At 60.0% G+C, this 22430-nt stretch carries 21 protein-coding genes; 12 read left to right on the plus strand and 9 right to left on the minus strand.

Going from position 1 to position 22430, the window contains the following annotated elements:
- Positions 1-28 precede the first annotated feature (28 nt).
- The 4 genes from ACZZ0A_RS28320 to ACZZ0A_RS28335 all read right to left on the minus strand — a co-directional run bounded on the left by ACZZ0A_RS28320 (position 29) and on the right by ACZZ0A_RS28335 (position 5128).
- The gene (locus ACZZ0A_RS28320) at positions 29-1783 is read right to left on the minus strand and encodes a molecular chaperone (protein WP_463544025.1); all 1755 of its coding nucleotides are present in this window, start codon (positions 1781-1783) and stop codon (positions 29-31) included.
- A 69-nt stretch (positions 1784-1852) separates the two neighbouring features.
- Positions 1853-2713: an archaetidylserine decarboxylase gene (gene asd, locus ACZZ0A_RS28325; RefSeq protein ID WP_463544026.1), complete on the minus strand. Its 861-nt coding sequence runs from the start codon at positions 2711-2713 to the stop codon at positions 1853-1855.
- A gap of 18 nt (positions 2714-2731) precedes the next feature.
- Entirely contained in the window at positions 2732-3547 is an 816-nt protein-coding gene (gene rhdA, locus ACZZ0A_RS28330) for a thiosulfate sulfurtransferase (RefSeq protein WP_007915787.1), read from the minus strand.
- 42 nt (positions 3548-3589) lie between these two features.
- Entirely contained in the window at positions 3590-5128 is a 1539-nt protein-coding gene (locus ACZZ0A_RS28335) for an HDOD domain-containing protein (protein WP_007915793.1), read from the minus strand.
- Between the two features lie 166 nt (positions 5129-5294).
- On the opposite strand from ACZZ0A_RS28335, the gene motA reads away from it, so the two are divergent.
- Positions 5295-6146 carry a flagellar motor stator protein MotA gene (gene motA / locus ACZZ0A_RS28340; RefSeq protein ID WP_007915795.1) on the plus strand — a complete coding sequence of 284 codons (852 nt, stop codon included), beginning with the start codon at positions 5295-5297 and terminating at the stop codon, positions 6144-6146.
- Between the two features lie 3 nt (positions 6147-6149).
- On the plus strand, positions 6150-7202 hold the full coding sequence (gene motB, locus ACZZ0A_RS28345) for a flagellar motor protein MotB (protein WP_123376894.1): 1053 nt from the start codon (positions 6150-6152) through the stop codon (positions 7200-7202).
- A gap of 352 nt (positions 7203-7554) precedes the next feature.
- Here motB and ACZZ0A_RS28350 read toward each other — a convergent pair whose 3' ends face one another.
- From ACZZ0A_RS28350 to rsgA, 4 genes are all read right to left on the minus strand, one after another.
- Positions 7555-8040: a toll/interleukin-1 receptor domain-containing protein gene (locus ACZZ0A_RS28350; protein ID WP_053116761.1), complete on the minus strand. Its 486-nt coding sequence runs from the start codon at positions 8038-8040 to the stop codon at positions 7555-7557.
- On the minus strand, positions 8040-8999 hold the full coding sequence (locus ACZZ0A_RS28355; protein WP_053116762.1) for a caspase family protein: 960 nt from the start codon (positions 8997-8999) through the stop codon (positions 8040-8042). Before ACZZ0A_RS28355 ends, ACZZ0A_RS28350 begins: the two co-directional genes overlap by 1 nt.
- Positions 9000-9001: 2 nt before the next feature.
- Entirely contained in the window at positions 9002-9409 is a 408-nt protein-coding gene (locus ACZZ0A_RS28360) for a TIR domain-containing protein (protein ID WP_123376895.1), read from the minus strand.
- A gap of 211 nt (positions 9410-9620) precedes the next feature.
- Positions 9621-10652 (minus strand): small ribosomal subunit biogenesis GTPase RsgA, encoded by a 1032-nt coding sequence (gene rsgA / locus ACZZ0A_RS28365; RefSeq protein WP_007915800.1) that lies wholly within the window; start codon positions 10650-10652, stop codon positions 9621-9623.
- 107 nt (positions 10653-10759) lie between these two features.
- Between rsgA and orn the strand changes: the two genes are divergently transcribed.
- The 3 genes from orn (at position 10760) to ACZZ0A_RS28380 (ending at position 13306) form a co-directional block, all read left to right on the plus strand.
- Entirely contained in the window at positions 10760-11302 is a 543-nt protein-coding gene (gene orn, locus ACZZ0A_RS28370) for an oligoribonuclease (protein ID WP_007915801.1), read from the plus strand.
- Positions 11303-11484: 182 nt separating this feature from the next.
- Positions 11485-12096: a trimeric intracellular cation channel family protein gene (locus tag ACZZ0A_RS28375; protein WP_007915802.1), complete on the plus strand. Its 612-nt coding sequence runs from the start codon at positions 11485-11487 to the stop codon at positions 12094-12096.
- 151 nt (positions 12097-12247) lie between these two features.
- Positions 12248-13306: a Fic family protein gene (locus ACZZ0A_RS28380; protein WP_007915803.1), complete on the plus strand. Its 1059-nt coding sequence runs from the start codon at positions 12248-12250 to the stop codon at positions 13304-13306.
- A 2-nt stretch (positions 13307-13308) separates the two neighbouring features.
- On the opposite strand, the gene queG is transcribed toward ACZZ0A_RS28380, so the two are convergent.
- Positions 13309-14379 (minus strand): tRNA epoxyqueuosine(34) reductase QueG, encoded by a 1071-nt coding sequence (gene queG, locus ACZZ0A_RS28385; RefSeq protein ID WP_007915804.1) that lies wholly within the window; start codon positions 14377-14379, stop codon positions 13309-13311.
- Between the two features lie 63 nt (positions 14380-14442).
- Between queG and ACZZ0A_RS28390 the strand changes: the two genes are divergently transcribed.
- From ACZZ0A_RS28390 to hflX, 7 genes are all read left to right on the plus strand, one after another.
- Positions 14443-15942 (plus strand): NAD(P)H-hydrate dehydratase, encoded by a 1500-nt coding sequence (locus ACZZ0A_RS28390; protein ID WP_463544027.1) that lies wholly within the window; start codon positions 14443-14445, stop codon positions 15940-15942.
- Positions 15930-16400, plus strand: coding sequence for a tRNA (adenosine(37)-N6)-threonylcarbamoyltransferase complex ATPase subunit type 1 TsaE (tsaE, locus tag ACZZ0A_RS28395; protein ID WP_007915806.1), 471 nt, complete (start codon positions 15930-15932; stop codon positions 16398-16400). The genes ACZZ0A_RS28390 and tsaE overlap by 13 nt, the downstream gene beginning before the upstream one ends.
- Positions 16401-16457: 57 nt before the next feature.
- Positions 16458-17831 (plus strand): N-acetylmuramoyl-L-alanine amidase, encoded by a 1374-nt coding sequence (locus ACZZ0A_RS28400; RefSeq protein WP_409212662.1) that lies wholly within the window; start codon positions 16458-16460, stop codon positions 17829-17831.
- A gap of 8 nt (positions 17832-17839) precedes the next feature.
- Positions 17840-19741 carry a DNA mismatch repair endonuclease MutL gene (gene mutL / locus ACZZ0A_RS28405; RefSeq protein WP_463544121.1) on the plus strand — a complete coding sequence of 634 codons (1902 nt, stop codon included), beginning with the start codon at positions 17840-17842 and terminating at the stop codon, positions 19739-19741.
- Complete coding sequence (miaA, locus tag ACZZ0A_RS28410; protein WP_095113497.1) at positions 19741-20712, plus strand: tRNA (adenosine(37)-N6)-dimethylallyltransferase MiaA; 972 nt, start codon at positions 19741-19743, stop codon at positions 20710-20712. The genes mutL and miaA overlap by 1 nt, the downstream gene beginning before the upstream one ends.
- Before the next feature lie 95 nt (positions 20713-20807).
- A complete protein-coding gene (gene hfq, locus ACZZ0A_RS28415) occupies positions 20808-21068 on the plus strand; it encodes an RNA chaperone Hfq (protein ID WP_007902656.1) in 261 nt (86 codons plus the stop codon).
- Positions 21069-21080: 12 nt separating this feature from the next.
- Positions 21081-22382 (plus strand): ribosome rescue GTPase HflX, encoded by a 1302-nt coding sequence (hflX, locus tag ACZZ0A_RS28420; protein ID WP_007915827.1) that lies wholly within the window; start codon positions 21081-21083, stop codon positions 22380-22382.
- Positions 22383-22430: the final 48 nt, after the last annotated feature.

Raw genomic sequence — 22430 nt, forward strand, 5'->3', positions numbered from 1 at the left:
GAGCTGCCGCAGGCTGCGATCTTTTGCTTCAAAGTGACTTCCACAACGAATCAAAATCCTCCTCGCTCCCGCCATTGCGCGCAGTCTCCAGCGAGCGATAGGCGAACTGATTGAAGCTGTGTGTACTCGCCACCCGCCGATCCAGCCCGGCGCGGTGCTCTTCGCCCTGGGTGTTGATCATCACCTTGTTGCCTTCCTGAAACGGCAAGCGCGGTGCCAGCAAGGTTGCCGGTAGATCGATCGCGCTGATCTCCGGTAACAATAATCCGCGCAAATACTGACTGTGATCGTCCCGCGAGCGCACCAGTTGCAGGCCGCAAGGCTGGGCATGTGGCGCCACCAGTTCAATACCCATTTGCGTGCCGCCGCCGCGTACCTGGCGGATCCAGCGAATGACCGCGATGCTCCAGCCCAGACTGACACTGTCCTGGATGCCGAGCATTTCTCCGGCCTGCAACTCGGCGGGCACTTCATTTGGCCACGCCAGGCAGTATCCGCCGGGGCTGTGATTGATCACCGGCAGGACATGGGTCGGGTAGTGCGGCGTACTGTCCGTGCCGTTTTCATCCTCGGGCAAATGGTCGTACTGGATTTCCTCGTACGGCAAAAACTCATCAGCCTTGCTCTGCGGTGCCGCGTCGAAGGCCTGGCTCCAACTGTCCTTTTCACCCTTGATCACGGCGCTGCTGAAGTTCGCCGAGCGCGTTCCGGGATGTTTGAGCAGTTCGCTGAAGCTGCGCTCGCCACCGAGGTAGAAGTGCAGAGCGCTCATGCCCACACACACGGTCAGATGGCCCTGGCCGACGGTGCGCTGAAAACTGCGCTCGGCGGCCTGTCCCCAAGTGGCATGCAGGTGCTGCAGGGTATCGAGGCTCAGTCCGGTCGGTACTGGCAGGGAGGGTGAGGTGTGCTGATGCTGCAAATGCGCTTCGATGGCGTTCACCAGCGGCTGCGGATCGAAGCCGAGCAATCCGGCCTGTTCTTCATTTCGAAACATGTTGCGGTAGCGCGGGCCGGCATCGATTGCCGGGCTGATTGCAAACAGGCCTTCGCTCGTACGGCCGGGATGCAATTTGAGCAGGGCACTCCACGGTTCGATTACTTCGGCCAATCGGGCGATCTGGTTTTGCCGCAATTGATTGCAGCGTGCGCTGCCCAGCAGCAGAGCGGCGATGTAAGTCTGTTCGAAACTGAGTTCGGTGGTGAGGCTGGCGAGGTCGTCATGGACCCGGCGCTGTTGGAGCTGCAGTTCGCAGGCGGTGCGATACAGCTGATGCAGTTCGAACCACACATGCTCCGGCGGCGAGCTATACAGCTGCGTGGCGCGCAGCAACTGGCCTTTGAGTGCATGGGCCGCCCGTTGCAGGGCCGTGCTGACCAATGCCGCGCGATCCTTGCTGTACTTCGGCGCAATCCGCAGCACGATCTGTTTATAGCCGATGGCCAGATGGCTTTGCAGCGCCTGGCACAGATTGCTGATTTTGCGCGAACGTTCGTCGAGCATGATCGCTTGATGCAGGAAGTGTCGTTCCAGATGCTGGCAGACGAAATAAACCTCGGGGCGCAACAGCTCCAGCAGGTTGAGGCGGTTGTCGCTGGGTGTGAGCAATTGGTTGAGTTCGCCCAGGCCTTGATACAGCAGGCGAGCGGTTTCGCCGATGTTGGCCTTGGGCAGGCCGGCGATCCAGCGCTTGAGGTCGCGCGGGGTGGCTTCGCAAAACGACAGGCGCGATTGCGTCGGGATCGAGGCGCGCAACGGTGGGGGAGAGATGGTCTGGCTCATGCCAAAAACCATAGCAGCAAATAGTGGAATCTGCGGGACCAGCACAACGCTGCTCCCGCAAAATCTGCATCAGGCTTTTGGCAGCGCCAGGCCTTGGCCCATCTGCACCGGCGAACCTGCCGCCAGCTCTTCAGCCCATTTCACCTGATCCGGCCCAAACAGCACGATGGCGGTCGAACCCAGTTTGAAGCGCCCCAGTTCCGCGCCTTTTTCCAGATGAATAGGCGCACGCGCAGCTTCGTCGTAGCGGAAGGTTTTCAGTTCGCGCTTCGGCGGCGTGACCAGACCGGCCCACACGGTTTCAATCGAAGCGACAATCATCGCGCCCACCAGCACCACGGCCATCGTCCCGCGCTCGGTGTCGAAGATGCACGCCACACGCTCGTTACGGGCGAACAGTTCCGGGACGTTTTCGGCGGTGGTCTGGTTGACCGAGAAAATCCGGCCCGGGATGTAGACCATTTCGCGCAGGGTGCCGGCCAGCGGCATGTGCACGCGGTGGTAGTCCTTTGGCGACAGGTAGATGGTGGCGAAGTCGCCGCCCATGAACGGCGCCGCATTGGCCGCATCACCGCCGAGCAGTTCCAGCACGCTGAAGCTGTGGCCCTTGGCCTGGAACACGCGACCGTGCTCGATCGGGCCGAGCTGGCTGACCGCACCGTCGGCCGGGCTGAGGATCGCGCCCGGGGTTTCGTCCAGCGGACGCGCGCCGTCTTTCAGAGCGCGGGTGAAGAAGGCATTGAAGTGCTCGTAAGCGGTCAGGTCTTCGACCAGTGCTTGCGACATGTCCACCTGGTAACGCTTGGCGAACCACTGGGTAAAGGCATTCTTGAACCAGCGCACGCGGCACTCGGCAACGCAGCCGGCCAGGCGCGACAGCAGGTGATGAGGCAGCAGGTACTGGCTGAGGATAAACAGACGCTCTTTCATTAGTTGTCCTTAAAAACCTTAAATCTCGACTGGCGTGTCAGGGTGGTTGCCCCATTCGCCCCAGGAACCGGCGTAGCCCTTGACCCGCGGATAACCGAGGGATTTGGCCACCAGATAAGTGAAGCCCGACCGGTGATGGGTCTGGCAGTGGGTAATGATTTCTTTGTCCTTGGTGATCCCGAGGTCTTCGAGGATCTGCGGCATGTCGGTGCGAATGCGCAGCTGACGGGCCTTGTCCATGCCGGCAGTCCATTCGAAATTGACCGCGCCGGGGATGTGCCCAGCCTTGGCGGCCAGCACTTTCTCACCGGAATACTCCAGCGGCCCGCGCGCATCCCAGATCGCCAGATCAGCAGCACCGAGACGGCTTTGCAAATATTCGCGCGTGGCAGTCGGCCCGTCGTGCAAGGTCAACGGCAGCGGGCCACCGACGGCTGCAGGCACCTGGATCGACATCGGCATGCCATCTGCCAGCCATGCCGGCAGACCACCGTCTATATAGTGGTACTTGTCGTGACCGATCACGTCGAGCAACCAGATGAAGCGCCCGGCCCAGCCGCCGCCCTCGTCGTCATAGACCACGTAGACCGCATCTTTGCGGTGGCCCAGTTCACCGAACAGAGCTTCCAGATCGGCTTTGGCCGGCAGCAGACCCGGCGCCGGCGGCTGACCGAGCTGGGTGCGTTTCGGGTCGACAAAGCGTGCGCCGGGCAGATGACCTTCGGTGTAGCGGGCAGCGCTGGTCAGATCCACCAGAATCAGTTCAGGGGAATCGAGGCGCGGGAGCAGGTCGCTCGGCTCGATGACGAGCGGCAAGCCAGAGAAGTCAGACATGTGAGGTCTCCAGAGCACAAAGGGGGGAATTGTAGCGCAGCCTCATCGGCCACGGCTGCTAAAGCTGTGCAGGGCTTTTTCGATGCACTGCGCGGTTTTGCCAAAGGCCTGCACGGTGATGTCGGCGAACGGCCCGCCGCCCTGATCGGCGACGACGATCATGATCACCCGCCCGTTGTTGACCAGTGAACGCAGGAACAGATGCTCGCCGCGAAACAGCGTGCGCAGGCTCGCTGGCAGCAGGGCGGAGAATTGCGCATCGTTCTCTGGAGTGATGCGTACCTGCGCCTGTTGCGCAAGCAGCCGTTGCAGGACCTTGCTCTGACCGACGACAAAATTCAGCGCCGCCGCTTCTTTCGGCAGCCCGGCGGTTTGATGCACGCGCAGATTGGACTGCGTGCGGTCGGCCATCAGGATCATTACGCGGCGCATGCCGCTGGCGACCAATGCGTCGCGAGCGGCGACCGTCAGGCTCATGGCATTGGTGAAGCGGCTCGGTTCTGCGAGCAGTTCGGCGCATTGCTTGCGCCACTGGCCCAGGTCTTCAGCGGTGGGCGCGGCGGCCGGCAACATGCCGGCCGGCAAACGACGGGTGCCCCACGGCCACAGCAACGAAACCGCCGGGTGCCACAAGTCCGGCATCGCATGATGACGCGCGCTGTTGGCGGCTTGCTGGTGCAACTGTTGTTGCACCTCGTCCATGGAAATCTGCAGATACAGGCTGGTCAGGTACTGCCAGCGTTCGCTGTGCGGACTGTCCCAGGCCTGTTGCGCCGACAGTGCCAGACCGTTGGCCAGCAGCACGGTGTTGGCCGGCTGATTGAGCCAGCGGCGCAGGGTCGGATCATCGTCGAGGCGGTTTTGCTGGCGCAGCGGATGTTCGCTGTCACGGGCGATGCGCAGGACTTTGACCAGTTCGCGCTGTTCGCTGAGCAGCAGTTTATAGCCTTGCTGCACCCAGATCGGTAGGTGCCAGACTTGCACCAGCGCCTCGGCGATTTTCAGCAGGCGCACGCCGAACAATTGCTTCTCGACCACGCGCGCCGATTCGCCCTTGTGGATAACCCGCAGTTCCCATTCTTCAAGCAATTGCGGATAGGTCAGCGCCAACGGCCACAGCGGCGACAGAAACAGCAGGCTGCCCCAATGAATGTCCTGCCACAGCCGCGCCAGGCGACTGGCGAAAAAACCGTTGGCCTGTTGCGTCGCGTGCTGGCTGATCATCTGCAATTGGCGCAGGGCCTTGGGGATTTGCATCTGCGGTTCAGCGGGCAGGCGCGCCAGTAGTTCTTCGGTCCGTGCCAGGCCCAGACGATTGATCGCCACCTCGAGATTTTCCGCTGGTGTGGCCATGGTGCCGTGGGTGTGACGATTCGCCTCACGGATGATGCTCAAGGCCAGTGCCGGGCTGTCCTGCATCAGGTCGGCGATGTCGCGCAGCGAGCTGCGATTGTCACGGATCGCGCGGCAGACTTTGTCGTGAGCCTCTTGCGGCACGGGCAGTCGCACGCCATCGAGCAACTTTACCCAGCCGTCGAGCGTGGTCGGTTTTGCGTGTGGGACGTTCGTTTCATTAGCCATGTCTGGACGGGATCTTCACTGACTGTAGACGCGCCCGGCATGGGCTAAATTGGCTTTTCGCCTGAACTGGCTATAGTCTGGCGCAGTTTTGCCGATAAGTAGAAGAAGAGATTTTTTAACTTCCGAATATGACCTTGAACCCGACTTAAGTAAGTACTTTCTACCTATGGCTAAAATTATCGGCATCATCGTCGTATTCGCGAGCGTGCTCGGCGGATACGTGCTCTCCCACGGCAAGATTGCCGCCCTGATCCAGCCCTTTGAGGTGTTGATCATCGGTGGTGCGGCACTGGGTGCATTCCTCCAGGCCAACCCCGGCTACATGACGATGCACGTGCTCAAGAAATCCCTGAGCATGTTCAGTTCGCGCTTCAGCCACACGTTCTATCTGGAAGTGCTCGGGCTGATCTACGAGATCCTCAACAAGAGCCGCCGCGAAGGCATGATGGCCATCGAAGGCGACATCGAAGACGCCGCTGCGAGCCCGATCTTCGCCAAGTACCCGGCGGTGCTCAAAGACGAGCGCATGACCGCGTTCATTTGCGATTACCTGCGCATCATGTCGTCCGGCAACATGGCCCCGCACGAGCTGGAAGGCTTGTTCGACATGGAACTGTACAGCCTCAAGGAAGACCTTGAGCATCCATCCCACGCGGTGAACGGCATCGCCGACGCCATGCCGGGTTTCGGTATCGTCGCGGCGGTACTCGGTATCGTGGTGACCATGGCCTCGCTGGGTGAAGGTGACCAGAAGTCCATCGGTCTGCACGTCGGTGCGGCATTGGTTGGTACCTTCTTCGGTATTCTCGCGGCCTACGGTTTCTTCGGCCCGCTGGCGCACTCCCTGGCGCACGATGCCAAGGAAGAGCTGAACGTCTACGAAGCCATCAAGGCCTCGCTGGTGGCTTCGGCTTCCGGCATGCCGCCATCGCTGGCGGTCGAGTTTGGTCGCAAGGTGCTGTACCCGGCCCACCGTCCAAGCTTTGCCGAGCTGGAACAAGCCGTTCGCGGTCGCTAAGAAATGGAAAATAATCAGCCGATTATCATCAAGCGCGTCAAGCGCATAGCCGGCGGGCATCACGGCGGGGCGTGGAAAATCGCCTTCGCCGACTTCGCCACGGCGATGATGGCGTTCTTCCTGGTGTTGTGGCTGCTGTCCACCGCCACACCGGAGCAGAAGATCGCCATCGCCGGTTACTTCAAAGACCCGGTCGGCTTCTCCGAAAGCGGCACGCCTTACATCATCGACCTGGGCGGCACGCCGACCCTGGCCCCGGAAAACACCCTCAACCCGGAAGTGAAGTCGCAACCGCAGCCTGACAAGGTCACGGTCGACACCGAGCAGGTTGAAGGCATGGCCGAGCAGGTCGAGAAGGAACGTCTGGAGCTGCTCCTGCAAGAACTGCAGAACAAGGTCGACGAGAACCCGCAACTGCAGAAATTCAAGGATCAGATTCTCTTCGAGATCACGCCGAACGGCTTGCGTATCCAGATCATGGACGCCGAGAACCGGCCGATGTTCGACTCCGGTTCTGCACGCCTGAAGCCGTACTTCGAAGACATCCTGCTGGCCATGGCTGACACCATCAAAGCCGTGCCGAACAAGATCAGCATCAGCGGCCACACCGATGCCAAGCCTTACACCGGCACGGGCGATTTCGGTAACTGGGAGCTGTCGGCCAACCGCGCCAACGCTGCACGTCGTGCACTGGTGGCGGGGAGCTATCCGGATGCGCAAGTGGCGCGGGTCGTCGGTTATGCCTCGTCGGCGTTGTTCGACCGGGAAAATCCGTTCAACCCGGTCAACCGCCGCATCGACATCGTCGTCTTGACCAAAAAGGCCCAGGAAGCGATCGAGGGTGCGCAAGGTGCGGACGCGGCGAAACCAGTCGATGAAAGCCACAACGGCGCCACCCCGACAACGCCGGTTGATCCGAATGCTTTGCCGGCGGATCAGCAACCGGTGCCGCCGCATGAGTTGCGTGAGCGGCTGAACTTGTTTGATGACGCCGCGCCGAAACCGGCGGAACCGGGGAGTGCGGTGCCAGCGCCGGCTCCTGCGCCGAAGCAGTAAGAGACGAAAAAGCCGACAGAGATGTCGGCTTTTTTTGTGGCTGGCGGTTTGAGATTTGGTGTGGCGCCAAGAGCACCCCCTCACCCCAACCCTCTCCCCCAAGGGGTAGAGGGGAAAGGGAGCCGATCTTCGTGGTTGTCAAAATTTGCGTTTGACTGAAGGAGGGGAGCCGATCTTCATGCTGTTCAGAATTTGCGTTTGACTGCGGAAATGGAGCAGATCTTTGTGCAGTTCAAAACCTGAGTACGACTCAGGAATTTCAGGTCGGCGTACCTCGCACAATCACCGCTGTCAGTCCCCTCTCCCTCCGGGAGAGGGCTAGGGTGAGGGGCTATCAAGCCAAGCCGAACAATCAAAACCCCCGCCGAATCCTGCCCTTCAACTGATCATGAAACTGCTCAGCATTCCTCTTGTAAGTCCCCTTCATCGACTCACTCATCGAATCCAGCATCACCGAACGCTTATTCGTCACTTCCTCACGATAAGCATCAATAAAGAAATCCAGATCTTTATCCGTACTCAATTTCGGCCATTTATCCAGATACAGCGGCAGCTCCGCCGGCCCGGTCTTGAACGAGCAGATCCGCCGGTTGCTGATGGTCGCCTCACCAATCTCGAACGGCACCCACCACGACGAAGCCGTCCGCTCCGACACCACCGCCAGCAAGTGCGTGCACTCGGTGATGTTGCGGGTGATGACGCCGGTGATGTCGTCGGTGGTCTGTGATTCCGGATCGAGCACATCCAGGTAGGTCTTGATGTTCGCCTGTTTCAGGCGACTGTTGATCGCCATGGCCTGCATACGATCCATGTGGCGGTAGCTGATAAACACAGGCATCAGAAGTGTCCTTTGATTGCGAGTTCGCGGTAGTAGGCGCCGAGCGCGGTGAGGCGGCAGCCGGTGGAGTGGAGGGCGGCGTAGTACATGTGCTCGGCGTCGACCGGTTCGATCAGGCTGTGGCGATTGCACTTCTGCAGTTGCGCGAAGACCTCGCCGTGTTCCGGATTGAAGCTGGCCTCGGTCGGTTCGTAGCTGGGGTCGAGCGGGTAGGTCGATTCGGCTTCGGCAAACCATTCGGGCAATTTGCGCAGGATCTCTTTGGGGATCAGCGGCGAGACTTCGCGCAGGGAAATGAACTGCGACACATTGGTCTTGAACACCGGGCGTTGTTCCCAAGCGTCGAGCGCGTTATCGACAAAGGAATAGAGGCTGCCGGGCGTGATCTTGCCGAGAATGTTCGCCGCGCCACCGTGCAAAGCCTGCAGCAGTAAACCGGTAAACACGCCGTGTTGCGCGCCTTCCATGGCCGGTTCTTCCTTTTTGCACGCGGTCAGAATGGTCATGCCTTCGCCGACCACACTGCTTTCGCTGCGCAAGGCGCGCACTTCACCGGCGGCGCCGCTTTGGCAGCAATCGAGGATGATCACTTTGTTCTTGATGCGCGTGGCTTTGCTCGCCCAGTTGAGGATGTCGCTGATGCGGATGCCGTCCTTGGCGTTGCGATAATCCTGGGGCAGCAACATGCCTTCGTCATTGTCGGTATCGAAACCGCCATGCCCGGCGAAATACAGCAGGGCGACATTGCAGTCGCCGGAAAACAGCTCGCGGATCTGGTCTTCGAGCATCTCCCGGCCCAGGTAATCCTCAGCCGACGTCAGCACGACATTCTTGAAGTTGGGGTCGCCGTCGGCGTCGGTTTTCAGCACCGAGGCCATGGCCATGGCGTCATTGCTGCACCCGCTCAGGCGCGAAATATGCGTGTAGTCGTTGATGCCGATAAACAGTCCCTTGCGCATGATCAGGCCGCCGTGTGCAGGCGGATCGCGCCGACGATGCTGTTGGTGTTCCACGCGCATTCGGCGTGTGCGGCGTTACGCACCACCGTGGAAATGCGCTCGGCGCCGAACGGTTTCACCGCGATGATCACCTTGCCCATGCGCTTGGCGATCTCGATTTCCTTGTTGATCCACTTGCTGTAGGTCGAATACATGCCGGCCATGATCAGCACCGCCGAGCACGGACGAATCTTGTTTTCGATGGCTTCTTCGAGCTGTTTTTCGGTCTGCGCGCCCATGATCGGGTTGTGCGGCGGCACCGAAAAATTCTTGTAGGTGAAGTCGGGGTGGGCACTGAGCAGGCGCACCAGATTGTCGTGGGCGTGGGAGTAGTTCCACGAGTGGCTGATGAACAAATGGTAGGTTTGCATGGGGGTTCCTCAGGGGCGCGAACGTGCGACGAGGAACTCAATGTAGGCTCATGAAACGTGCCCACAAGGCTTGGGCGAAGAAAGAGAAATGTCCTGCAAACAGGCGTGCAAAAGTCCTACAGAAAAGACCGGTGTTTAAAAAAGGGAGGAGGGTGTCAGGGGAAAACCGACATCCGGCAGCCCTTGGGGAAAGGGCTGCCGGTGCGACTGTTTAATAGCCGTTTTCGGGCAGGCTGGCGATGATCGAGCGGTAGCTGTTCATGCGCTGTTGCTGAACGCGGCCGTCTTCCAGTGCCTTGAGCAAGGCGCAACCGGGTTCGCGGTCGTGCTTGCAGTCGCGGAAACGGCAAGTGCCGAGCAGGTCGTCGAACTCGATGAAACCGGCTTCAACATCGGCGCGGCTGACGTGGCCGAGGCCGAATTCACGGATACCCGGGGAGTCGATCAGCTCACCGCCGCCGGGGAAGTGGAACAGGCGCGCGGTGGTCGTCGTGTGCGTGCCCTGACCGGACAACTCGGACAGCGGCCCGACGCGGGTTTCGACTTCAGGCAGCAAGCTGTTGACCAGCGACGACTTGCCGACACCGGACTGACCGACGAACACGCTGATGCGTCCGTCGAGCTGCTTTTGCAGCTGTTCCATGCCGTCACCGTGGTGCGCCGACACTTCCAGCACCGGATAACCCAGCGTGCGGTACACCGCCAGCAGCGCATTGAGCGCCGGTGCGTTGTGCTCGTCGATCAGGTCGAATTTGTTCAGCAACAGCAACGGGCGGATGCCGGCGTGTTCGGCGGCGACCAGATAGCGGTCGATCAGGTTGGCATGCGGCTCGGGCAGCGGGGCGAAGACGATGACGATCATGTCGACGTTGGCCGCGACCGGCTTCAACTGGCCTCGGCTGTCCGGACGGCAGAGTTCGGTGGTACGCGGCAGTTGCGCGACGATCACACCGATGCCCTGATTGCCGGCACGCCAGACAACCGTGTCGCCGGTCACCAGCGCAGGCAGGTTGGCGCGCAAGTGGCAGCGGAAAACCTGGCCAGCCTGTTCGCCGTCAATGGCTTCGACTTCGACTTGCACGCCGAAGTGAGCGATCACCAGGCCGGTCTGTTCCGGGCCCAGGTCGCCGCCCTCCAGGGCTTCGACAGCCGAGGACTCGCGTTTGGCGGCGCGTGCGGCGCGTTCGCCCTGAATCTTTTCGATGCGCCAGTTTTGACGACGATTGAGTTGGCGTTTGGCCATGGGTGTTCCGTCTGAAGAATGCAGCGATTAGGTAAAACGGCCGCGAGTTTAGCACGCCCGGCAGCCGGCCTAGGCTAAACTGCGCAGCATTGCTCAGGAGCCGAAACATGCAAAACCCGCAGAATCTGATCTGGATCGACCTCGAAATGACCGGCCTTGACCCGGACAACGACGTCATCATCGAAATGGCCACCATCGTCACCGACAGTGATCTCAACACCTTGGCCGAAGGGCCGGTGATCGCCATCCACCACAGCGACGAAGTGCTCGCGCGCATGGACGAGTGGAACACCCGCACCCACGGCAACTCCGGCCTGACTCAGCGCGTGCGCGACAGCCGCATCAGCATGGCCGAAGCCGAAGCGGAAACCATCGCCTTCCTCGAGAAATGGGTGCCGAAGGGCAAGTCGCCGATCTGCGGCAACAGCATCTGCCAGGATCGGCGCTTCCTTTATACCCACATGAAAGCGCTGGAAAGCTACTTCCACTACCGCAACCTCGACGTCTCGACGCTCAAGGAACTGGCGGCACGCTGGGCACCGGACGTACGCGACAGCTTCAAAAAGGGCAGCACCCATTTGGCGCTGGACGATATTCGCGAATCGATCGCCGAGCTGCAGCACTACCGCCAGCACTTCATCAAGTTCTGATGCGATCCCTGTAGGAGCTGCCGAAGGCTGCGATCTTTTGATCTTTCTTTGAACCTGAAAATCAAGATCAAAAGATCGCAGCCTGCGGCAGCTCCTACGGGGTTTTGTGTTTGCTGTGGTGCCCTCTTTTGGTGCCGCACCGAAATGGCTAGACTGCGCGCCTTCCTGACTGGATCGCCACCATGTTGCTGATGCTCTATCTGATTGCCATCACCGCTGAAGCCATGACCGGCGCGCTGTCCGCCGGCCGCCGCGGCATGGATTGGTTTGGTGTAGTGCTGATCGCCTGCGTCACGGCGTTGGGCGGCGGTTCGGTGCGCGACGTACTGCTCGGGCACTACCCGCTGACGTGGGTCAAACACCCGGAATACCTGGTGCTGACCTCGGTCGCAGCAATGTTCACAGTATTCACCGCCCGCTGGATGCGCCACCTGCGCTCACTGTTTCTGGTGCTCGACGCCGTCGGTCTGGTGGCCTTCACCCTGATCGGCTGCATGACCGCACTGGAAATGGGCCACGGCATGCTGGTTGCCTCCGTCAGCGGCGTGATCACCGGCGTCTTCGGCGGCATCCTCCGCGATATTTTCTGCAACGACATCCCGCTGATCTTCCGCCGAGAACTCTACGCCAGCGTCTCGTTCGCGGCGGCGTGGTGCTACATGCTTTGCCTGTATCTGAATGTGCCAAGCGAACAGGCGATTCCGATCACGCTGTTCGGCGGTTTCCTGCTGCGGCTGCTAGCGATCCGCTTCCATTGGGAAATGCCTAAGTTCGTTTACAACGACGCGCCCTGAAATCGGGTGGGCGCTGCGGTCGAAATATTCTGTAGGGATAGTTGAATAGTTTGCGGGGTGTAAATAGGGTAAAAAATGAATTAAATGGGGTATTTGAAACTTTAAATACCCCATTTAGCCATTTCTTCCCCCATTTAAAAGGCATCCTGAAATGCACTCCCTGACTCCTGAGTTTCTCGGTTCCTTGCGCTATAACGGATCGCAGATCGCGACGCTGAGAACACTGGGAGAATTCCGAGGCAAGCAACAGCTATTCATAGCTCAATCCCCTCAGGTTTTAGACGATCTGAAACAGCTTGCTGTAATTGAATCAACGGAGTCGTCCAACCGCTTGGAGGGTGTGACTGTCACGCCCGCGCGCTTGAAATCGCTGATGAGCAAAACCAGCGATCCGCAGAGTCGATCTGAACAGGAAATTGCGGGTTATCGCGATGCGTTATCACTCATCCACGAGGCGGCCGAGGACATGCCCTTTTCTGAGGGTGTCCTGAGGCAGCTACACAGTTTGCTATACCGCTATCTGCCGCAGTCGGGTGGTGACTGGAAAGCGACAAACAACGACATCATCGAACGTAACCCCGACGGAACTTCGCGGATTCGCTTTCAACCAGTGGCCGCGCATCTAACGCCTATTGCAATGGCTGAAATGCTGATGCAATACCATCTGGCAGCTCAGCAAAATCTAGCTGACCCTCTTGTCCTGATACCGCTCACCGTCCTGGATTTTCTATGCATCCATCCTTTCTCGGATGGTAATGGCCGTGTAGCTCGTTTGTTGACGTTACTACTGCTTTACCAGTTCGACTATCGAGTCGGTCGCTTCATCAGTCTTGAGCGGATATTTGAGGAATCAAAGGAAGGCTATTACGAGACGCTGGAGATCAGCTCTAAACGATGGCACGACGGCACGCACGACGTGCAACCCTGGTTGGATTATTTTTGGGGTGCATTACTTCGAGCGTACAAAGAGTTCGAAGAGCGCGTCGGGACTATCGATACGCGCCGTGGCGGAAAAAGTGATCGGGTCAGGGAGATAGCTTTGGGCAGGAATCTGCCTTTTTCTATTACAGAAATTGAGGAGTCTTGCCCCGGAGTGAGCCGAGACACAGTACGTTCAGTTCTGCGCGCCCTGAAGGCCGAAGGGTTGATTGAGCCTACCGGTAAGGGGCGCAGCGCGAAGTGGAGAAAACCAGTCGGAATTCAGCGATGACGTTAGCTGCTGCGTTCAGCATGCTGCCTAAGCGCCCACTCCACATGCTCGCGCACCAGCTCTGACGGATAATCCCGCCGTGCCTTCAACGCTTCCAGCACTGGAATGCTCGACGGCGCGTTACCGAGCCCTACCGCCAGATTGCGCAACCAGCGTTCATACCCGGCGCGGCGCAGCGGTGAGCCTTCGGTGCTGCTGAGGAATTTGTCCTCGTCCCACATAAACAACTCAGCCAGTTCCGCATTGTCCAGATTGTGCCGTGGTTTGAAGTCGCTCTCCCCAGAGGGTTTGGCGAAACGGTTCCACGGGCAGACGATCTGGCAGTCGTCGCAGCCGAACACGCGGTTGCCGATCAGTGGGCGCAGGTCTTCGGGGATCGCATTTTTCAGTTCGATGGTCAGGTACGAAATGCAGCGTCGCGCGTCCAGCACATAGGGGCCGACGAAGGCATTGGTCGGGCAGATGTCGAGGCACGCGGTGCAGCGGCCGCAATGTTCGGTGCTGTGCGGATCATCCACTGGCAACGGCAGATCAACGAACAACTCGCTCAAGAAAAAATAGCTGCCAGCCTTACGGTTCAGCACCAAGGTGTTTTTGCCGATCCAGCCCAGCCCGGCCTGCTCGGCGATGGCTTTTTCCAGCACCGGCGCGCTGTCGACAAAGGCCCGAAAACCGAACGGGCCGATCTCGGATTGAATCTTGTCGGCTAATTGCTGCACACGTTTACGGATCAATTTGTGGTAATCGCGGCCCAAGGCATAACGCGACACGTAGGCTTTTTCCGGTTGGGCCAGGCGTTTGGCCATTTCGGTGTCGCCCGGCAGGTAGTCCATGCGCAACGAAACCACGCGCAATGTGCCCGGCACCAGTTCTTCCGGGTGTGAGCGTTTGCTGCCGTGGGCGCCCATGTAGTCCATTTCGCCGTGGTAGCCGGCCGCGAGCCAGCGCTCCAGATGTTGTTCATGCTCGGCGAGATCCAGGCCGCTGATGCCGACTTGCTGAAAGCCCAGCTCGCGGCCCCAATCCTTGATCGATTGGGCGAGGGCGGGCAGGTCTGTGGTGATGGCGGACATGAGGCGAGAGAAACCGGAGCTGAGGTGCGTATAATTCTGCCAGACATCGGAGCCCGAAGACGCATGCCGCACACGAAAGATCAATTACCCGACGCGCTGTATGGCGCCGCGCAGGTGCGCGAACTCGATGCACGGCTGATTGCCGCGGGTACGCCGGGCTTCGAATTGATGCAGCGCGCGGCGCATGCGACCTGGCGTGCGTTGGTGCGGCAATGGCCGTCGGCAACTGAACTGACGGTGCTGGCCGGGCACGGCAACAATGCCGGTGACGGTTATCTGGTCGCGGCCATGGCGCAGCGAGCCGGGTGGTCGGTGCGCGTGTTGGCGGTCGGCGATCCGCAGCGTTTACAGGGCGATGCCGCGCAGGCCCGTGCCGAGGCGTTGGCTGAAGGTGTTGTGGTGCAGGGCTGGCAGGCTGAAAGCGAAATGCGCGGGATCATTCTCGATGCGTTGCTCGGCACGGGGCTGAGCGGGGATGTGCGCGAGCCTTATGTCTCGGCGATCAAGGCAATTAACGCCAGTGGTTTGTCGGTGACTGCCGTCGATATCCCTTCAGGTCTAAGCGCTGACTCCGGGCATGTTCTGGGCGCCGCTGTGCAGGCTGATCTTACGGTGACCTTTATCGGGCTGAAAATCGGCCTGTTCACCGGCGACGCGGCGGATCATGTCGGCCAATTGGTGTTTAACGATTTACAGGCCAGCGCCGACATCTATCGTGACATTCCGATCATCGGCCAACGGCTCAACACGGCTAATCTTCCGGGGTTGACGGCGCGTGCACCGACTTCGCACAAGGGCCGCTTTGGTCATGTGCTGTTGATGGGTGGCGATCACGGCTTTGGCGGGGCGATTCTGCTCAGCACCGAAACGGCCTTGCGCAGCGGCGCGGGTATGGTTTCGCTGGCGACTCGCCCAGAGCATGTCGCGGCAGCACTGACTCGTGTGCCAGAAGCCATGGCGCTTGGCACCTCATCGGCCAATCAGTTGATGGGTTTGCTGGAGAAAGTTTCTGTGCTGGTGGTCGGTCCGGGATTGGGGCAGGCCAGTTGGGGGCGCGCACTGTTGTCGGCGGCGGCCAACGCGGCATTGCCGCAAGTGTGGGACGCCGATGCGCTGAATCTGCTGGCAAGCGGTTTCGTTGAGCTGCCCAAGGATTGCGTGATCACCCCGCATCCGGGAGAGGCGGCGCGATTGCTGGGCATCAGTACGGCCGAAGTGCAGGCGGATCGTCCGGCGGCGGCGCTGGCATTGAGCAAAAAATATACAGCTGTGGTCGTGTTGAAGGGCGCGGGCAGTCTGATCGCGCATCCCGATGGCCGTCTGGCGTTGTGTCACCAAGGCCACCCGGCCATGGCCACCGCTGGACTCGGCGACGTGCTGGCGGGCTTGACCGGTGCGCTGCTTGCGCAAGGCCTGGACGGTTTCGAGGCCGCGTGTCTGGCCGTCTGGCTGCACGCCAATGCCGGTAGGCAACAAGGAAAATTCGGCCGTGGGCTGGCGGCCAGTGATCTGATTCCAGCCATTCGTCAGTTGTTGGAGGAGCAAGCACCGTGTCTGAAGTAACCCTGTACCTGGCCGATGAACAGGCCATGAGCGACTTTGGCGCACGGATCGCCCGCGTGACTCAAGGCCATGGCCTGATTTTTCTCGAAGGCAATCTGGGCATGGGCAAAACCACCCTGTCGCGAGGCATCATTCGCGGGCTGGGCCATGTCGGCGCGGTAAAAAGTCCGACCTTCACTTTGGTCGAACCTTACGAAATCGGTGACATCCGCGCCTTCCACTTTGACCTGTATCGCCTGGTCGATCCGGAAGAACTGGAGTTTCTCGGCATCCGCGACTACTTCGAAGACGATGCGATGTGCCTGATCGAATGGCCCGATAAAGGTGCAGGCTTTTTGCCAAAGCCTGACCTGACCATTACCATTAGCCCGCAAGACAGCGGGCGTTCGCTGAAAATTTTATCCCAGGGTTCGCGTGGCGAGGCCTGGTGTGCCGCTTTGGCATTGGAATCCAATTAAATGATGGGGTTAGGTATGCGCTTTCGCGCGTTGGTGGCTGCCGCTGGACTGTTGTTGATGGCAGTAACCGTCAACGCTGTGGCCGATTCAAAGGTCAACAGCGTGCGCCTGTGGCGGGCGCCGGACAACACGCGACTGGTCTTCGACCTGAGTGGCCCGGTGCAGCACAGCGTCTTCACCTTGACCTCACCGGACCGGCTGGTGATCGACATCAACGGTGCCACCCTCGGTGCTCCGTTGAATGTGCAGACCGCAAACACGCCGATCACCGCGATGCGCTCGGCCCAGCGCACGCCGACCGACCTGCGCGTGGTCATCGACCTGAAGAAAGCCGTCACCCCGAAAAGCTTCTCGCTGGCGCCGAACGCGCAGTACGGCAACCGTCTGGTGGTCGACCTGTTCGACAACCCGGCCGACGCCGCACCGCCGCCGGCGCCAACGCCGCAGGTGGCGACCGTGCCAGCGGTGCCGGTAACCCCGACCGAGCCTGCAATCAAGTTGCCGCCAGCCCCGGCCGGCAAGCGCGACATTATTGTGGTGATCGACGCCGGCCACGGTGGCGAAGACCCGGGTGCGTCCGGTTCGCGCGGTCAGCGTGAGAAAGACGTGGTATTGCAGATCGCCCGCGAACTGCAGCGTCAGGTCAACGGCATGAAAGGCTTCCGCGCCGAGCTGACCCGTACCGGCGACTACTTCATCCCGTTGCGCGGCCGTACCGAAATCGCCCGCAAGAAAGGCGCCGACCTTTTTGTCTCGATCCACGCCGACGCCGCGCCATCTGCCGCAGCGTTTGGTGCGTCGGTGTTTGCCCTGTCTGATCGTGGTGCAACGTCGGAGACCGCGCGTTGGCTGGCCGACAGCGAAAACCGTTCTGACTTGATCGGGGGGGCCGGTAACGTCAGCCTCGACGATAAGGACCGCATGCTCGCCGGCGTATTGCTCGACCTGTCGATGACGGCCTCGCTGACCTCCAGCCTAAACGTCGGCCAGAAAGTCCTGACCAATATCGGTCGCGTCACGCCGCTGCACAAACAGCGGGTGGAGCAGGCCGGGTTCATGGTGTTGAAGTCGCCAGATATTCCGTCGATCCTGGTCGAAACCGGATTTATCTCCAACGCCAACGAAGCGAACAAACTCTCGGCGTCGAGCCACCAGCAAGCGCTGGCGCGTTCGATCAGCAGCGGCGTGCGTCAGTTCTTCCAGCAGAACCCGCCACCGGGCACCTACATCGCCTGGTTGCGTGATTCCGGCAAAATTGTCCAAGGCCCGCGCGATCATCGCGTCGGTCCGGGCGAAACGCTGGCGATGATCGGCGTGCGCTATCAGGTATCGCCGGCCACGCTCCGCGCCGCCAACAACCTGAAAAGTGATGAGCTGAAAGTCGGTCAACACTTGACCATTCCAGGCACCGAACTGGCGTCCAAAGAATGAACGAAGTGTTGAACGCTGCTGCCCGCATCGAACTGCTCAGCCCACGGCTGGCGAACCAGATCGCCGCCGGTGAGGTGGTTGAACGCCCGGCTTCGGTGATCAAGGAACTGTTGGAAAACAGCCTCGACTCCGGCGCCAGACGCATTGATGTCGACGTCGAGCAGGGTGGCGTCAAGCTGCTGCGCGTGCGCGACGACGGTAGCGGTATTTCCGCCGATGATCTGCCGCTGGCCCTGGCTCGTCACGCCACCAGTAAAATCCGTAACCTGGAAGACCTTGAACAGGTGATGAGCCTCGGTTTCCGTGGTGAGGCACTGGCGTCGATCAGCTCCGTGGCGCGCCTCACTCTGACCTCGCGCACCCGCGACGCCGATCAGGCCTGGCAGGTGGAAACCGAAGGCCGCGACATGGCGCCTCGGGTTCAGCCAGCTGCGCATCCGGTCGGCACCTCGGTGGAAGTCCGCGACCTGTTCTTCAACACCCCGGCGCGACGCAAATTTCTCAAGACCGAAAAAACCGAATTCGATCACCTGCAAGAAGTGATAAAGCGTCTCGCGCTGGCGCGTTTCGACGTCGCGTTTCATCTGCGCCACAACGGCAAGACCATTCTCAGCCTGCACGAAGCCCACGATGATGCGGCCCGCGCTCGGCGTGTGGCGGCGATCTGCGGTTCGGGGTTTCTTGAGCAGGCGTTGCCGATCGAGATCGAGCGCAACGGCTTGCACCTGTGGGGCTGGGTCGGTTTGCCGACCTTCAACCGTAGTCAGGCGGATTTGCAGTATTTCTTCGTGAATGGCCGAGCGGTGCGCGACAAACTGGTCGCCCACGCTGTGCGTCAGGCCTATCGCGACGTGCTGTTCAACGGCCGGCACCCGACCTTTGCACTGTTTTTCGAAGTCGATCCGGCGGCGGTCGACGTCAACGTGCACCCAACCAAACACGAAGTGCGCTTCCGTGACGGGCGCATGGTGCATGACTTCCTTTATGGCACCTTGCACCGAGCGTTGGGCGATGTGCGTCCGGAAGATCAGCTTGCCGGTTCCGTGACCACAGCCGTCGTGCGGCCAACGGGCCTCGATGCCGGTGAGTTCGGCCCACAGGGTGAAATGCGTCTGGCGGCCAATGCCTTGCTGGAGCAACCGCAGGCGCAACCGGCGTTCAATACTTCGTCCGGTGCCAGTGCTGGCGGGGCTTATCAGTATCAATACACGCCACGTCCGCAATCGGCAGTGCCGCCGGCTGCCGAGGCGCAAGCTGCTTATCGAGAGTTTTTCGCACCGCTGCCGGAAGCCAATGCCAACGCATTGCCGGCCGGTCAGGAAGACATTCCGCCGCTCGGTTACGCGCTGGCGCAGCTCAAAGGCATTTATATTCTGTCCGAGAACGCCCAAGGTCTGGTGTTGGTGGATATGCACGCCGCCCACGAACGGATCATGTATGAGCGTCTGAAAATCGCCATGGCCAGCGAAGGCCTCAGCGGCCAGCCGCTGCTGGTGCCGGAATCCCTGGCCGTGAGCCAGCGCGAGGCCGATTGTGCTGAAGAGCACGCGGCATGGTTTCAGCGTTTGGGCTTTGAATTGCAGCGTCTGGGCCCGGAAACCTTGGCGATCCGCCAGATTCCGGCGTTATTGAAGCAGGCTGAAGCCAACCGTCTGGTCGGCGACGTGCTGTCGGATTTGATGGAATACGGCACCAGCGACCGGATTCAGGCACACCTCAACGAATTGCTCGGCACCATGGCCTGCCACGGCGCGATTCGCGCCAATCGGCGCCTGGCCCTGCCGGAAATGAACGGCCTGCTGCGTGACATGGAAAACACCGAACGCAGCGGTCAATGCAACCATGGCCGACCGACCTGGACCCAACTGGGCCTGGACGATCTGGACAAACTGTTCTTGCGCGGTCGTTGATGAGCCAACTCCCTCCAGCGATTTTTCTGATGGGCCCGACCGCTGCGGGCAAAACCGATCTGGCCATCGAGCTGACCAAGGTGCTGCCGTGCGAGCTGATCAGCGTTGATTCGGCGTTGGTCTACCGCGGCATGGACATTGGCACCGCCAAGCCTTCGAAAGAACTGCTGGCCGAATATCCGCACCGTTTGATCGATATTCTCGATCCGGCCGAAGCCTATTCCGCTGCGGATTTCCGTCGTGATGCCCTGCAAGCCATGGCCGAAATTACCGCGCGCGGGAAAATTCCGCTGCTGGTCGGCGGCACGATGCTCTATTACAAGGCTTTGGTCGAAGGCCTGGCAGACATGCCGGCCGCCGATCCCGAGGTCCGTGCGCAGATCGAAGAAGAGGCTGCACGCCTTGGCTGGCAAGCCCTGCACGACCAATTAGCGACCATCGATCCGGTATCCGCAGCGCGGATTCACCCGAACGATCCGCAGCGCCTGAGTCGCGCGCTGGAAGTTTATCGAGTCAGCGGTCAGAGCATGACCGAGCTGCGCCAGCAACAATCTGCGCAAAGTACTGAAGCAGCCGCTTCGGGACTGCAACAATTGCCCTATACTGTCGCGAACTTGGCCATTGCCCCGGCGAATCGTCAGGTACTGCACGAGCGCATTAAACAAAGATTCACAATTATGTTGGAACAGGGGTTCATCGACGAGGTCGTAGCCCTGCGTAAAAGAAGTGACCTGCATTCGGGGTTGCCGTCTATACGTGCGGTAGGCTACCGCCAAGTCTGGGACTACCTGGATGGCAAGCTGACGTTGGCCGAAATGCAGGAGCGCGGCATCATCGCCACGCGCCAATTGGCCAAACGCCAGTTCACCTGGCTGCGCAGCTGGGAAGATATACACTGGCTGGACAGTCTTGATTGCGACAATCTGCCACGCGCCTTGAAATACCTTGGGACCATCTCCATATTGAGCTGAGTCCTTGCAATTGCCGTCTATCCTTGGGGGTGTGACGGCCAAAGCCATCTGAATTACCTATTTTTTATTATTGAATCCTTAAAGGAGTGCGGCACATGTCAAAAGGGCATTCGCTACAAGACCCTTACTTGAATACTTTACGTAAAGAGAAAGTTGGGGTTTCCATCTATCTGGTCAACGGTATCAAACTGCAAGGCACGATCGAGTCGTTCGACCAGTTCGTGATCCTGCTGAAAAACACCGTGAGCCAAATGGTTTACAAACACGCTATCTCGACAGTAGTGCCGGTTCGTCCAATTCGTCTGCCTAGCGCAACCGAATCCGAAGCAGGTGACGCTGAGCCAGGTAACGCCTGATAGGAGTCTCCTTTGTTCTTTGAGCGCCACGGTGGTGGTGAACGAGTCATCCTCGTTCACTTGGATGGACAGGACCCTGAGGCGCGCGAAGATCCGCAGGAGTTTCAGGAATTGGCTAATTCGGCCGGCGCCGAGACCGTTGCGTTTTTTAACGTGCCGCGTCATCGGCCAACCGCCAAATACCTGATCGGCAGCGGCAAGGTCGAGGAACTGCGCGACCTGGTCAAGGCTGAAGAAGCTGATCTGGTGATTTTCAATCACATCCTCACGCCGAGTCAGGAACGTAACCTCGAACGTGTTTTCGAGTGTCGCGTGATCGACCGTACCGGCCTGATTCTCGATATTTTCGCCCAACGCGCCCGTACCCATGAAGGCAAGCTCCAGGTCGAACTGGCCCAGCTTGACCACATGAGCACCCGCCTGGTTCGTGGCTGGACTCACCTTGAGCGTCAGGGTGGCGGCATCGGTATGCGCGGCCCAGGTGAAACCCAGCTGGAAACCGACCGCCGTTTGCTGCGGGTTCGCCTACGTCAGATCAAGGGGCGGCTGGAGAAGGTACGCAGCCAGCGCGAGCAATCGCGACGTGGTCGTTCCCGTGCCGATATTCCGACCGTGTCTCTGGTGGGATATACCAACGCCGGTAAGTCCACGCTCTTCAACAACGTGACGAAATCCGATGTCTACGCGGCCGACCAATTGTTCGCCACGCTGGACCCGACCCTGCGTCGTCTGGAACTGGACGATCTGGGGCCGATTGTTCTGGCGGACACGGTGGGCTTCATTCGTCACTTGCCGCACAAGCTGGTCGAGGCATTTCGGTCTACCCTCGAAGAGTCGAGCAATTCCGATCTGCTGTTGCACGTGATCGATGCGGCCGAACCGGATCGCATGTTGCAGATCGAGCAGGTGATGGTGGTGCTGGGCGAGATTGGTGCCCAGGACTTGCCGATCCTCGAGGTCTATAACAAACTCGATTTGCTTGAAGGCGTTGAGCCACAAATCCAGCGCGATGAAAACGGCAAGCCCCAGCGGGTCTGGCTGTCGGCGCGTGATGGCAGTGGTCTGGAATTGCTTGAACAAGCCATCGCCGAATTACTTGGCAGTGATTTGTTTATCGGTACCCTGCGCTTGCCGCAACGATTCGCGCGACTGCGTGCGCAGTTTTTCGAACTCGGTGCGGTGCAGAAAGAAGAGCACGACGAAGAAGGCATCAGTTTGCTGGCCGTTCGTTTGCCCCGTGTCGAGTTGAATCGACTGGTAAGCCGCGAAGGATTGCAGCCGATGGAATTCATCGAGCAACACACTTTGCAATAAAAGCCTGACAAAGCGGTTGTGCCGCAACGGCAGGCATTCTGTAGCATT

Source organism: Pseudomonas sp. AC242, assembly GCF_979258655.1.

What these genes read in the sequence shown, in the direction of transcription:
- queG (WP_007915804.1), bottom strand. Translation starts at nt 14,379, where the DNA reads ATGTCCGCCATCACCACAGACCTGCCCGCCCTCGCCCAATCGATCAAG.
- ACZZ0A_RS28400 (WP_409212662.1), top strand. Translation starts at nt 16,458, where the DNA reads ATGGCAGTAACCGTCAACGCTGTGGCCGATTCAAAGGTCAACAGCGTG.
- ACZZ0A_RS28360 (WP_123376895.1), bottom strand. Translation starts at nt 9,409, where the DNA reads ATGCAAACCTACCATTTGTTCATCAGCCACTCGTGGAACTACTCCCAC.
- miaA (WP_095113497.1), top strand. Translation starts at nt 19,741, where the DNA reads ATGAGCCAACTCCCTCCAGCGATTTTTCTGATGGGCCCGACCGCTGCG.
- ACZZ0A_RS28355 (WP_053116762.1), bottom strand. Translation starts at nt 8,999, where the DNA reads ATGCGCAAGGGACTGTTTATCGGCATCAACGACTACACGCATATTTCG.
- motA (WP_007915795.1), top strand. Translation starts at nt 5,295, where the DNA reads ATGGCTAAAATTATCGGCATCATCGTCGTATTCGCGAGCGTGCTCGGC.
- ACZZ0A_RS28375 (WP_007915802.1), top strand. Translation starts at nt 11,485, where the DNA reads ATGTTGCTGATGCTCTATCTGATTGCCATCACCGCTGAAGCCATGACC.
- ACZZ0A_RS28335 (WP_007915793.1), bottom strand. Translation starts at nt 5,128, where the DNA reads ATGGCTAATGAAACGAACGTCCCACACGCAAAACCGACCACGCTCGAC.
- hfq (WP_007902656.1), top strand. Translation starts at nt 20,808, where the DNA reads ATGTCAAAAGGGCATTCGCTACAAGACCCTTACTTGAATACTTTACGT.
- motB (WP_123376894.1), top strand. Translation starts at nt 6,150, where the DNA reads ATGGAAAATAATCAGCCGATTATCATCAAGCGCGTCAAGCGCATAGCC.
- rsgA (WP_007915800.1), bottom strand. Translation starts at nt 10,652, where the DNA reads ATGGCCAAACGCCAACTCAATCGTCGTCAAAACTGGCGCATCGAAAAG.
- orn (WP_007915801.1), top strand. Translation starts at nt 10,760, where the DNA reads ATGCAAAACCCGCAGAATCTGATCTGGATCGACCTCGAAATGACCGGC.
- ACZZ0A_RS28350 (WP_053116761.1), bottom strand. Translation starts at nt 8,040, where the DNA reads ATGCCTGTGTTTATCAGCTACCGCCACATGGATCGTATGCAGGCCATG.
- ACZZ0A_RS28380 (WP_007915803.1), top strand. Translation starts at nt 12,248, where the DNA reads ATGCACTCCCTGACTCCTGAGTTTCTCGGTTCCTTGCGCTATAACGGA.
- ACZZ0A_RS28390 (WP_463544027.1), top strand. Translation starts at nt 14,443, where the DNA reads ATGCCGCACACGAAAGATCAATTACCCGACGCGCTGTATGGCGCCGCG.
- rhdA (WP_007915787.1), bottom strand. Translation starts at nt 3,547, where the DNA reads ATGTCTGACTTCTCTGGCTTGCCGCTCGTCATCGAGCCGAGCGACCTG.
- asd (WP_463544026.1), bottom strand. Translation starts at nt 2,713, where the DNA reads ATGAAAGAGCGTCTGTTTATCCTCAGCCAGTACCTGCTGCCTCATCAC.
- ACZZ0A_RS28320 (WP_463544025.1), bottom strand. Translation starts at nt 1,783, where the DNA reads ATGAGCCAGACCATCTCTCCCCCACCGTTGCGCGCCTCGATCCCGACG.